A 10,828-nucleotide genomic window follows, 5' to 3' on the forward strand; every position below is an offset into this window, starting at 1 on the left:
ACCGAAAGGAGTGACCCTCATGAGCAACGTCCAGGCAGAGAAGGACGGCTGGGAGGCCCGGGCCCGGGTCGGTGTGGTCGTCCCGCACGCGGACGTCGGCCCGGAGTCGGAGTTCCAGGCGATCGCCCCCGACGACGTCTTCATCCACGGCTCACGCGTGCACTTCGGAGCGATGCGGCCCGGCGGCGAGATGGACCCGAAGATCCCGCACGACCCCGTGCGCGCCTTCGTGGAGCCGCCGCTCATCGACGACGCGGTGGAGCTGCTCGCGGCCTCCCCGCTCGACGTGATCGCGCTCGGCTTCACCAGCTCCGCCTACGTGCTCGGCGCGAGCGGCGAGAAGGAACTGTTCGACCGGCTGGCGCGCCGTACCCGGGGCATCCCGCTCACCGGCACCACCGCGGCCGCCGTCACCGGCTTCACCGCGCTCGGCGCCCGCAAGGTGGCGATCGTCAACCCGCCGTGGTTCGACGACCGGCTCTCCGGGCTCGGCGCCGACTACTTCACCGAGCAGGGCTTCACGGTCGTCCACCACGGCCCGTGCGGCCTGCCCAGCAACCAGAAGCTGATCACGCCCGAGGCCCTGTCCGACTGGATCCGCACCACCGTCGCCGGCCACCGGCCCGACGCCGTCCTGGTCGCCGGCAACGGCATCCGCGCGGTCGGCGTCATCAACGCCCTCGAGAACGAACTGGACTTCGCCGTCCTGACCGCCAACCAGGTGCTGTTCTGGCACGCCCTGCACCTGGCCGGGGCGGGAGAGGCCGCGACCCGGATCACCGGCTACGGGCGGCTGTTCGACACGGCACCCGGAAGCGGCGCGTCATGAGCCTGCTGGCGGCCGACGGTCACATCGCCCTGTTCGGCACCCCCGAGGGAGACTCCTACTGCCTGCCGCTGGTCTGCTGGCGCGACGACGGCACCACCGTCCACGGCCTGGTCCTGCACCGCGGCGCGCTGCGCCAGGCCGAGCTCGTACCGGGCTTCCGCCGCTACGCGCACGGCAGCGAGAGCGTCCCCGCCTTCACGCCCGAGGAACCGCGGCCGCGCTACGCCGACACGGCCCGCTGAACCACCCGGGCCCGTGCGGCACCCCCGCACGGGCCCCCACCGGCGGCCACCGCCGCCAGACCCCCACGCACGGAAAGGCATGAGCCATGTCCCAGCCCACCGTTTTACAGGCCTACTTCGCCCCCCTCGACGGCACCCCCCAGCCGGTCTTCGGCCGGCACGTCCTCGCCACAGTGGCCTTCGGTGAGCACTCCGGCCTCGCCCTCACCCCCCAGGGCCACCCCGAGCTGGCCATCCCCATGTCCTCGCCCGGCTTCGACGCCTTCCGCGAGGTGTGGACCACCACCGCCGAACCGGTCTTCGGCACCCGCGACGGCCTGGCCTTCGCCCACGACGGCGAACACCTCTTCGTCTCCGGCACCATCGACCCGCTGCCGGTCTACGGGCCCACGGTCCGCGCCACCTACGAGGCCGCCTTCGCACTCGTCTCCGACCTCGGCTACCCGCACATCTTCCGGATGTGGAACTTCGTCGGCGACATCATCGGCACCAACGCCGACGGCATGGAGGTCTACCGGGACTTCGTGGCGGGCCGTGCCGAGGCCTTCGCCTCCTACGGCGACGGCACCGGCCACATGCCGGCCGCCACCGGCATCGGCACCCGCGGCGAGGGCATCTCCTTCACCCTGATCGCCTGCCGCGACGGCCGCCCCAGGCACGTGGAGAACCAGCGGCAGACGCCCGCCTACCACTACCCCGAGCAGTACGGACCGAAGCCGCCGAGCTTCGCCCGCGCCACCCTGCTGGAACCGGCCGGCGCGCCCGCCGGCGGCGGCACGCTCTTCGTCTCCGGCACCGCGAGCATCCTCGGCCACGAGACCGTGCACCGCGGCGACGTCGCCCGGCAGACCGAGGTGGTCCTCGAGAACATCGCCGAGCTGATCGGCGGCCCCAACCTGGCCGCGGCCGGCCTGCGCGACGGCCACGAACTGAAGGACCTGCGCCTGGTGAAGGTGTACGTGCGCCACGAGGAGGACCTCGCGGTGGTGCGCGCCCTCTGCCGGGAGGCGCTCGGCCCCGACGCGGAGACCGTGTACCTGAACGTGGCCGTGTGCCGGGACGACCTGCTGGTGGAGATCGAAGGTCTGGTCCCCGGACCGGAGTGGATTCGATGAGTGAGTCTCCCTCGCTGTCCGCGCCGGAGACCACCACCCCCGCGGTGTGGGACCTGCTCCCCGCCGAACAGCAGCCCCACTGGGGCGCCCACCCCGACCTGCCCCGGGTGCGCGCGGCGCTGCGCGGCGCGCCCGCGCTGACGACGGCGCGGGACGTGCGGACCCTGCGCGGGCAACTCGCCGAGGTGGCGCTGGGCCGGGCCGTACTGCTGCAGACCGGAGACTGCGCCGAGGACCTCCGCGAGTGCGCCCCCCACCACACCCAGCGCAAGGCCGCGCTGCTCGCCGACCTCGCCGACCGGCTCGCCGCGCGCACCGGCCGGCCGGTGGTCCGCGTCGGCCGGATGGGCGGCCAGTTCGCCAAACCGCGCAGCCGTCCCACCGAGCGGACCGACGGCATGGACCTGCCCGTCTTCCGCGGCCACCTCGTCAACTCGCACGAGCCCACCGCCTCCGCCCGCCGCCACGACCCGGTCCGGATGCTGCGGGCCTACGAGGCGAGCGAGCGCGTCATCGGCGCCCTCGACCTGCTGCGCACGGACCCCACCGGGCCGTGGGCGAGCCACGAGGCGCTCGTGCTGGACTACGAGGGCGCGCTGGTGCGCCGGGACGACACGACCGGCATGCCGTACCTGGCCTCCACGCACTTCCCGTGGATCGGCGAGCGCACCCGCCAGCTCGGCCTGGCGCACGTGGAACTGCTCGCCGCGATGGCCAACCCCGTCGGCTGCAAGATCGGCCCCTCGGCCACCCCCGACGAGGTCGTGCGGCTGTGCGGGGTCCTCGATCCGCACCGGCTGCCCGGCCGGCTCACCCTGATCCTGCGCATGGGCGCCCAGGCCGCGGCCACCGCCACCGGACCGATCGCCGAGGCGGTGCGCAGCGCGGGCCACCCCGTGGTCTGGCTCAGCGACCCGCTGCACGGCAACACCGTGACGGCCACCGGCGGGATCAAGACCCGCCACCTCGCTGACGCCGTCGCCGAGGCCGCGACCGTCCGGCGGGAACTGCACCGGCACGGACAGCGCCTCGGGGGGCTCCACCTGGAGACCACCCCGGCCGACGTCACCGAGTGCGTCGGCGGCCCGGTCGCCGAACACCTGCTGCCCGAGCGCTACCTGACCCTGTGCGACCCGCGCCTCAACCCCCGCCAGGCCCACGAGCTGATCGACGCCGTCTTCGCCTGACCCGGCGCCCGCGCGACCGGGCCGAGACCCCAACCTGCAGCGGCCCCGAACACCGGCCCTGCGGACCGCCCGAGAGGAACCCCCATGCCCAAGCCCCCCTCCGACCTGCGTATCGGCGTCGTCCTGCCCGGACGCGAGTCCGTCGTCGAACGCGGCGACTACCCCCGCCACCTCGGCGAACTCGCCGCCAAGATCGAGGCGTCGGGTTACGACTCCATCTGGGCGGGCGAGTCCCCGCTGGCCCGCTCCCGGATGAACCCGCTGCTGGCCCTGACCGCCGCGGCCACCACCACCGAGCGGGTCGGCCTCGGTACCGCCGTCCTGCTGCCGCTGCGCCCGCCGGTGCACCTGGCCCACGAACTGGCCTGCCTGGACCGGATCTCCGGCGGTCGCCTGATCGCCGGCCTCGGCTCCGGCTTCTCCTCGCCCGCCACCCAGGCCGAGTTCGCGGCGTACGGCGTCCCGTTCCAGGAACGGGTGGGCCGGCTGCGGGAGACCATCGAGATCTGCCGGGCCCTGTGGGCCGCCGAGGGCGACCCGGTGTCGTACGAAGGCCGCCACCACCGCCTGGACGACGTGGCACTGCTGCCCGTGCCCAGCAGGCCGGCCGGTCCGCCGGTGTGGATGGCCCACTCCGGCGAGAAGATGCTGGAGCGCACCGGGCGGATCCACGACGGCTGGATGCCCACCAGCACCACCGCGGCGAACTACGAGAAGGGCTGGCTGCGGGTGCGGGAGGCCGCCGAGACCGCGGGGCGTGACGCGGGCGACGTCACCGCCGCCGTCTATCTGTCGGTCGCCGTCGACGACAGCCGGGAGAAGGCCGAGCAGACCCTGGAGGCCTACTTCCGCGCCTACTACGGGCTCGACCTGCCCACCATGCGCACCACCCAGGGGATCTTCGGCGGCACCGCCGAACAGGTCGCCGAATGGCTCGGCGGCTACATCGAGGCCGGCGCCCGTCACCTCGTGCTCCGGCTGCCCACCGCCGACCTCGAAGAGCCCCGGTACCGGGCGGCCCTGGAGCGCACCGCCGAGGAACTGCTGCCGCTGCTGCGCTCCGCCGCGTGATGGGGACCACCCGCACCCCACGGGCGGGCCGGCCCGCCCTGTCGCCCACCGGGACGACCCCGGCGGGCCAGGCGGACATCTGGCGCGCCGCGTGGCCGCTGACCGCGGTGTTCATGCTGTCGAACGCGCCGACCCCGCTGTTCGTGCTGTGGCAGCATCGGATCGGTTTCGCCACGGGCACCCTGACCGTCGTCTTCGCGATGTACATCGGTGGACTGCTGCTCGCCCTGCCGGTCGCGGGCGCCCTCTCCGACCGCTGTGGCCGGCGGACCGTGCTGCTGCCGAGCGTGCTGTGCGCGCTGCTCGCGTGTCTGCTGTACGCGACCGCGACGAGCGTCGCCGCGCTGCTGGCCGCCCGGTTGCTGACCGGGCTCGCGGTGGGCGGCGCGGTGGCCGCGGGCATGGCGGCGGTGGTGGACGTCGGCGGACCCCAGCGACGCCGGCAGGCCTCGCTCGCCGGGTCGGTGGCCATGGGCACCGGCCTGGCCACCGGCCCGCTGCTGGCGGGCTGTGTGGCCCAGACGCTGCCGGCGCCCACCGTGACGGTGTTCGTCATGGAGGCCGTGCTGCTGCTGTCGGCGCTCCTGGTGGTGCGCCAGATGCCGAACGTGCGCCGCCCCAGCACCGGGTCGTGGCTGCGGGTGCCGTCCGTGCCGCGCCGCAACAGGCGCGACCTGCTGCTGGGGCTGGCCGCGTACATGCCGGGCATGACCGGGACGGCGTTCCTGCTGGCACTCGGCCCGTCCCTGCTGGCGGGCCTGCTCGGGACGGCGAACCGGATCGTGGCGGGCGGCACGGCGTTCGTGATGTTCGGTGCGTCGGCCGCGGTGCAGTTCGTGGTGAGCGGATGGCCGACCCGCCGGCTGCTGGCCACCGCCACGGAGGCCACCGCCACGGGCATGGCGCTGGTCGTGGCGGCCGTGCACGGCCGGTCGATCGGTCTGCTGGTCGCGGCCGCCGTCCTCGCCGGGGCCGGGCAGGGCATGGGGCAGCTCGGCGGCTTCTCCCTGTTGGGCGCCCGGGTCGACGCGGCCCGGCTGGCCGAGTCGAACGCGGCACTGAGCTGCTGGGGATATCTGTTCGCCGGGCTCCTGCCGGTCGGCTCGGGCTACCTCGGCGACGTGGCCGGCATCGGCTTCAGCTCGACCCTGCTCGGCGTGGTGGTGGCCGTGGCGGCGGGCGCCGGGGGCGTGTACCTCACCCGGACCGGTCGCACCAGGCAGTCTCCCGAGTGGCATTGACAGCAAGATACATGTTCATGCAAGCTTTATCTGCCGCTTGAGAGCCTGCTGACGGGGCTTTATGGGCGTCATAAGCATGCACGTACAAGCAAGTGCCACTTGGGAGTGGCCTGGCCGCTGTTCCCGCCGCCGTCCGGGCCACCGCCGCTCCACGGCGAGCCGGTCCCGAAACACGCTGCCCTCACCGAACGAAAGGACTGCCATGCAGTGGCTCTACCTCGCCATCGCGGACATCTTCGAGATCGTCGTCGCCATCGCCGCGGGCAAGGCCGAAGGCTTCAAGAACCGCAAGTGGACCGGGATCACCCTGGTCAGCGGTGCGCTCGGGACCTACTTCCTCAGCAGGGCACTGCTGACCTTCGACGTCGGCGTGGGTTACGCCATCTGGACGTCCATCGCCGGTGTCGGCATCACCGTTCTCGGCGTGCTGCTCTTCGGCCAGCACCTGAACTGGCGCAAGGCCCTCGGCATCGTCGTGATCATCGCGGGGGTCGTCGGCCTCCAGCTCAGCGGTGCCGCCTAGGAATCCCGCCCACGCCTGAACCGTCTCTCCGAAAGGACCCGGGTACATGTCCCACACCGACCGCTCCTCGGCCAACTCCTGGCTCATGCTCCTCCTCGCCGGAGTATTCGAAGTCGGCTACGCCCTCTCCGTCGGCGGCAGCCACGGCTTCACCCGTCTGTCGTGGTCACTGGTCGCCGTCGTGTTCTTCCTCCTGACGCTCTGGGCGCTGAGCGTCGCACTGCGCACCATCGACGTGAGTATCGGCTACGCCGTCTGGGCGGGAATCGGAGCGGCCGGCGCGGCGCTGCTCGGCCCGGTCTTCTTCGACGAGACCCTCACCGCGGTCCAGGCCCTGTGGCTGGGCGTCATCATCATCGGAGTCGTCTGGCTCAAGCTCGCCGACCGGCCGGAGAACACCCCGGAGCCCGCCACCCGGCCCCAGGACACCGAGGGCCTCGTCTCCGGCCCGAAGGAAGCCCACGGCGCACAGCGCTGAGCACCCTTCGCCGGCGACGACGCCGCCGAGCACACGACAGCAGGGCCTCTTGGCAGCTCGGGGGAGCGATCCCGCCCGAGCCGCACCAGGAGGCCCTGTTGTCACCGGAGGTTGTCACCGGAGGCGGACCGACCCCGTGCTAGCCTCCCGGCGGTCAAGATCGCGACGGACGGGGGAAGTCGATGGCCTCTTGGCGCGGGACCGCCGCTGCGGGCGCGGTGGTGGTGGCGCTCATCGCGTCCTCGGCAGGGTGCACGTCGAACGCCGACGCACCCACCAGCCACCCCACGGAGGACACCGCCATCACGGCCACCGTGGGGGAACGCTTCACCCTCACCGTCACGGAGAACGCCTCCACCCGCTCGCACTGGTACCTGACCGACCCCGAACCCGACAGCGCGGTGGTCCGCACGCGCGGCCGGCACACCGAGTCGACCTCCGACGACGAGAGGATCGCCGGCGAGGACAGCCGCCTCACCTTCACCTTCGAGGCGACGGGCAAGGGCACCACGGAGATCGTCCTGACGCACTGCACCCTGTCGACGACGTGCGACACGGGCGAGGCCGAGGCGGCCCCGACACCGGCGACGGGGGCGCCCACCTTGTCAGCCCCCGAACGGCTCACGTACACCGTGACGGTGGGGTGAGCGGAGCTACTCCCGGCGGATATGTGGACGCAGGATTCCCCGGAGGTCTGAGCAGCAGCCCGGAGGTCCAACCGTGCACTCAGGCCCGGCCCGCGCCCCGGCCCGTCATCCGTCACCCCGCATACGCCGGTGCCACCGCCGACTTCATCAGCAGGCGGACCTTGCCCGTGCCGTCCGCCGGGACCGTCCACAGGTCCGAGCCGTAGTCGCCCGGAAGCGCGTACACCAGTGTGGAGTTGTCCGCCCACAGCGCCTGGTCGTCGATGTTGCGTTGTTCGGCGGTCGGCGTCTCCTTCATGGTGCGGAGGTTCAGGACGTACAGGCGCCACGGGGCGTCCGGCGAGGCTCCCTGGACTCGTTTCTTGTACGCGATCCGCGTGCCGTCCGAGGAGAGTGACGGGCATTCGACGTTGCTGTGGAGGGTGGTGAGGGTGCGGGCGGCTACGTCGCCTCGGACCAGGTACGTGTGGCCGCCCGTCGCCAGCGTGGCGTAGAAGTGGTTGTCGTCGGCGAAGGTGACGCCCCAGATGTTGGTGTCGGCGGCGTGGTAGGGACGGCCGTCCTTGGTGATGTGGAAGGTCTCGAGGTTGTCGTCGATGGTCCAGGTGCGGGTGTCGACGATGGCGGTGCGGGTGGAGAAGTCGGTGCCGGCGTAGGAGTCGCCGCTGACGAAGACCGTCCAGGCGACGAGGTGGCCGGAGGGTGAGACGCGGGCGCGGGTGGGGATGCCGGCGGCCGGGAAGCGGTGCCGTTCGTGGAGGTGTGCGTCGAGGACCACCGCTCGGTAGGTGTCCTGCAGGGCGCCGTGAACCGCCTGGAGGCAGATGGCCGTTCCGGCCGACGCGTGGAAGCGCAGGCACTTGACGCCGGACGCCGTGCGCGGGGCCTGGGGGTGGTCCGCGGGGACGGTGGCCATCTCGTCGCGGTGTGGGCCCCACGCCAGGTTGCGGAAGAGGAGTTGGCGGGTGGGGGTCTCGCTGAGGGAGACCGTGCCGGGACGCACCTTCGGGCCGTCCGCCTGCTGTTCGTCGCGCATGCCCGAGCGGTGGGCGGCGTGCAGCACGGCTCCCGTGCCGACCGCTGCGAGCAGTACGACCGAGAGCAGGAGGATCAGCAGGCGGGATCTACTGGTCATGCGGGCTTCACCTCGCTTGTCGTACGAAGCACGTACGCGGCCGTCACCGCGCTGACGGCCAACGCGGCCGCCGTCACCGCCAGTGCCGTGCGTCCGCCCCACGCGCTCCAGGCCGCGCCGAAGGCGAGGGAGCAGGTGAAGCGGGCCAGGGCCTGGCCGGTGCCGACGAGGGCCTGGCCGGCGCCCTGGTGTCGGGCGGGGACGGCCCCCGCGGTGGCGGCGGCGAGTACGCCGTCGGTGGCCGCGTAGAACGTGCCGTGGAGGAAGAGGACGGCGAGCACCGCCGGGACGCCGTGCCAGGGGGAGAGCACCAGGGCGTAGCCGAGCAGGAGGATGCCGTGGCCGGCCAGGAAGAGGCGGCGGCGGTTGACGCGGTCGGCGAGGGCGCCGAATGGGACGGCGAGCAGGAGGAAGACCGCGGCCGTGCCCAGCGGGAGGAGGGGGAAGAGGTGGGCGGGCAGGTCGCCTTCGCGTTGGAGGAGCAGGTAGAGGAAGGAGTCGCTGACGGTGGTGAGGCCCAGCAGGGTCGCGCACAGGGTGAGTCGGCGCAGCTCCGGGCGGCGCAGCAACCCGAGCGCGTCGCGCAGCGCCGGGCGGGACTGCTCGGGCGGCGCCCCCGACGACCTGCGGGGCTCCTCGGGCCGCAGGTCGGCAGCCGTCGTACGGCCGGGTACGAAGAGCACCAGGACCAGGACCCCGAGTGCGGCGACGCAGCCGCTGACCGTGAACACCGCGTCATAGCCGTCGACGGTGGCCCGTAGCAGGGCGAAGGCGACGAGTGGGCCGAGGAGTGCGCCGGTGGTGTCCATGGCGCGGTGGACGCCGAACGCGCGTCCGCGGTGCTCGGGTTCGGTGGCGAGGGAGATCATCGCGTCCCGGGGGGCGGTGCGCAGCCCTTTGCCGGTGCGGTCGGCCGCGAGGACCACGCTGATCACGGGCAGGGTGTGGGCGAGCAGCAACAGCGGCTTGCACAGGGCCGAGAGGGCGTAGCCCAGGCCCGCCACTGCCTTGTGACGGCGGCCTCCCCCGTCGGCCAGGTGGCCGCCGAGCAGCCGTACCAACGCACCCACGCCGTTGTTGATGCCGTCGAGGAGTCCGAAGCCGAGCGGGGACAGACCCAGGCCGGTGACCACGTACAGGGGGAGGACGGCGGTGACCATCTCGGACGAGACGTCCGTGATCAGGCTGACCGCGCCGAGGGCGAGCACGGTACCGGGCACGGCGGCCGGCCGCCGCCCCGGACGGGAGTCCGGGACGACGGCGGCCTGTGCCTCACGGGAGTCCGTGCCACGGGAGTCCGCGAGATACACCGGCGTCAGTTCCAGATGCCGGTGATGTCGGAGGCGGAGGAGGCGTTGCCCGCGTGGGTGGTGAGACCGGCCAGGTCCTCCACGGTGCGCAGGACGTTGTAGTGGTTGTAGGTGGTGGCGGTGGAGCTGCCGGGGGTGACGTGCTCCCCGTAGAAGACGGTGGGGATGCGGTTGCCGGAGAGCTTGTTGTCCTCGTCGAAGGTGACGGCGAGGACGCTGTTGTGGGTCTTGGCCCAGGTGGCGTAGGCACCGAGGTTGTTCTTGATCCAGGTGTCGCCCGCGGAGACCGAGCAGTCGTGCATGTCGCTGCACAGGTTGGGGACGACGAAGGAGACCTTGGGCAGGGTCGTGTAGTCGGTGGGGAACTGCGCGAAGGTCTTCGCGGTGCTGGTCGGCACGTTGGAGAAGCCGAACCACGGGTTGTGCTTCTGCGCGTAGTTGCCGCTGCTGCAGGTCGTGGAGCCCTGGCTGGGCAGCGACTCGTTGTAGCTCGCCCAGGTCTTGCCGGCGGCGATCAGCTCGGAGGCGAGGTTGGGGGCGGAGAGGGAGCCGACGGAGACGCAGCTGTCGTCGGTGCGGCCCTGGTTGGAGCCGGAGAACAGCATGTAGTAGTTCGGCTCGCTGGGGTGGGTGAGGCCGTAGGACTGGGTGAGGTCGGCGCCACCCGCCTTGAGGGTGTTGTTGAGGTAGGGGGCGCTGGAGCTGCCGATCACCTGCGAGTAGGCGTGGTTCTCCATCACGACGACCACCACGTGGTCGGGGGTCGGGAGAGCTGCGGCCTGGGCGGTGGTGCCGGTGGCGGCCCACAGGCCGATGGAGGCGCCCGTGAGGGCGACCGCTCCGGCGAGTGAGGCGAGGGGACGTCGGCTGGGCTTGGCGGCCTTGACGGCGGTCATGACTGTCCTCCGGACAGTAGTGACGGACGTACGGGGGGTGGTGGGAGCGCCGTAACCCTAGTAGGGCTTGGTCAGGTTCGTATGGGGGTGGGTATGTCGCGGTGGCAGGTGGGGCAGGCACCGGTCCAGAGGGCGAGGAGTGTCTGTAGCTCGC

12 protein-coding genes are annotated in these 10,828 nt (G+C 72.4%); 9 read left to right on the forward strand and 3 right to left on the reverse strand.

What is annotated here, in order from left to right; genetic code table 11:
- Positions 1-19: 19 nt before the first annotated feature.
- From IG99_RS22090 to IG99_RS22130, 9 genes are all read left to right on the forward strand, one after another.
- A complete protein-coding gene (locus tag IG99_RS22090; protein WP_037676530.1) occupies positions 20-829 on the forward strand; it encodes a maleate cis-trans isomerase family protein in 810 nt (269 codons plus the stop codon).
- On the forward strand, positions 826-1,071 hold the full coding sequence (locus tag IG99_RS22095) for a DUF6253 family protein (RefSeq protein WP_051865729.1): 246 nt from the start codon (positions 826-828) through the stop codon (positions 1,069-1,071). The genes IG99_RS22090 and IG99_RS22095 overlap by 4 nt, the downstream gene beginning before the upstream one ends.
- Before the next feature lie 86 nt (positions 1,072-1,157).
- Positions 1,158-2,186: an FkbO/Hyg5 family chorismatase gene (locus IG99_RS22100; protein ID WP_078947824.1), complete on the forward strand. Its 1,029-nt coding sequence runs from the start codon at positions 1,158-1,160 to the stop codon at positions 2,184-2,186.
- A complete protein-coding gene (locus tag IG99_RS22105) occupies positions 2,183-3,373 on the forward strand; it encodes a 3-deoxy-7-phosphoheptulonate synthase (RefSeq protein WP_037676531.1) in 1,191 nt (396 codons plus the stop codon). Before IG99_RS22100 ends, IG99_RS22105 begins: the two co-directional genes overlap by 4 nt.
- Before the next feature lie 84 nt (positions 3,374-3,457).
- Complete coding sequence (locus IG99_RS22110; protein ID WP_037676533.1) at positions 3,458-4,444, forward strand: LLM class flavin-dependent oxidoreductase; 987 nt, start codon at positions 3,458-3,460, stop codon at positions 4,442-4,444.
- Positions 4,444-5,685, forward strand: coding sequence for an MFS transporter (locus IG99_RS22115; RefSeq protein WP_037676534.1), 1,242 nt, complete (start codon positions 4,444-4,446; stop codon positions 5,683-5,685). The genes IG99_RS22110 and IG99_RS22115 overlap by 1 nt, the downstream gene beginning before the upstream one ends.
- A gap of 202 nt (positions 5,686-5,887) precedes the next feature.
- Entirely contained in the window at positions 5,888-6,208 is a 321-nt protein-coding gene (locus IG99_RS22120) for a DMT family transporter (RefSeq protein ID WP_037676535.1), read from the forward strand.
- A gap of 46 nt (positions 6,209-6,254) precedes the next feature.
- Positions 6,255-6,686: a DMT family transporter gene (locus tag IG99_RS22125; protein ID WP_037676536.1), complete on the forward strand. Its 432-nt coding sequence runs from the start codon at positions 6,255-6,257 to the stop codon at positions 6,684-6,686.
- A gap of 182 nt (positions 6,687-6,868) precedes the next feature.
- A complete protein-coding gene (locus IG99_RS22130; RefSeq protein WP_051865733.1) occupies positions 6,869-7,333 on the forward strand; it encodes a protease inhibitor I42 family protein in 465 nt (154 codons plus the stop codon).
- 112 nt (positions 7,334-7,445) lie between these two features.
- Here IG99_RS22130 and IG99_RS22135 read toward each other — a convergent pair whose 3' ends face one another.
- Genes IG99_RS22135 through IG99_RS22145 form a run of 3 tightly spaced genes read right to left on the reverse strand, consistent with a single transcriptional unit; the run spans position 7,446 to position 10,674 of the window.
- Positions 7,446-8,468 carry a TolB family protein gene (locus tag IG99_RS22135; protein ID WP_037676537.1) on the reverse strand — a complete coding sequence of 341 codons (1,023 nt, stop codon included), beginning with the start codon at positions 8,466-8,468 and terminating at the stop codon, positions 7,446-7,448.
- On the reverse strand, positions 8,465-9,778 hold the full coding sequence (locus IG99_RS22140) for an MFS transporter (RefSeq protein ID WP_037676538.1): 1,314 nt from the start codon (positions 9,776-9,778) through the stop codon (positions 8,465-8,467). Before IG99_RS22140 ends, IG99_RS22135 begins: the two co-directional genes overlap by 4 nt.
- 5 nt (positions 9,779-9,783) lie before the next feature.
- Positions 9,784-10,674, reverse strand: a complete 891-nt coding sequence (locus IG99_RS22145; RefSeq protein WP_037676540.1) for an alkaline phosphatase family protein — start codon at positions 10,672-10,674, stop codon at positions 9,784-9,786.
- Positions 10,675-10,828 lie beyond the last annotated feature (154 nt).

Source organism: Streptomyces griseus subsp. griseus (genome assembly GCF_000720255.1).
In the GTDB taxonomy this organism is placed as follows: Bacteria; Actinomycetota; Actinomycetes; order Streptomycetales; family Streptomycetaceae; genus Streptomyces; species Streptomyces griseus_I.

What these genes read in the sequence shown, in the direction of transcription:
- IG99_RS22090 (WP_037676530.1), top strand. Translation starts at nt 20, where the DNA reads ATGAGCAACGTCCAGGCAGAGAAGGACGGCTGGGAGGCCCGGGCCCGG.
- IG99_RS22095 (WP_051865729.1), top strand. Translation starts at nt 826, where the DNA reads ATGAGCCTGCTGGCGGCCGACGGTCACATCGCCCTGTTCGGCACCCCC.
- IG99_RS22100 (WP_078947824.1), top strand. Translation starts at nt 1,158, where the DNA reads ATGTCCCAGCCCACCGTTTTACAGGCCTACTTCGCCCCCCTCGACGGC.
- IG99_RS22105 (WP_037676531.1), top strand. Translation starts at nt 2,183, where the DNA reads ATGAGTGAGTCTCCCTCGCTGTCCGCGCCGGAGACCACCACCCCCGCG.
- IG99_RS22110 (WP_037676533.1), top strand. Translation starts at nt 3,458, where the DNA reads ATGCCCAAGCCCCCCTCCGACCTGCGTATCGGCGTCGTCCTGCCCGGA.
- IG99_RS22115 (WP_037676534.1), top strand. Translation starts at nt 4,444, where the DNA reads ATGGGGACCACCCGCACCCCACGGGCGGGCCGGCCCGCCCTGTCGCCC.
- IG99_RS22120 (WP_037676535.1), top strand. Translation starts at nt 5,888, where the DNA reads ATGCAGTGGCTCTACCTCGCCATCGCGGACATCTTCGAGATCGTCGTC.
- IG99_RS22125 (WP_037676536.1), top strand. Translation starts at nt 6,255, where the DNA reads ATGTCCCACACCGACCGCTCCTCGGCCAACTCCTGGCTCATGCTCCTC.
- IG99_RS22130 (WP_051865733.1), top strand. Translation starts at nt 6,869, where the DNA reads ATGGCCTCTTGGCGCGGGACCGCCGCTGCGGGCGCGGTGGTGGTGGCG.
- IG99_RS22135 (WP_037676537.1), bottom strand. Translation starts at nt 8,468, where the DNA reads ATGACCAGTAGATCCCGCCTGCTGATCCTCCTGCTCTCGGTCGTACTG.
- IG99_RS22145 (WP_037676540.1), bottom strand. Translation starts at nt 10,674, where the DNA reads ATGACCGCCGTCAAGGCCGCCAAGCCCAGCCGACGTCCCCTCGCCTCA.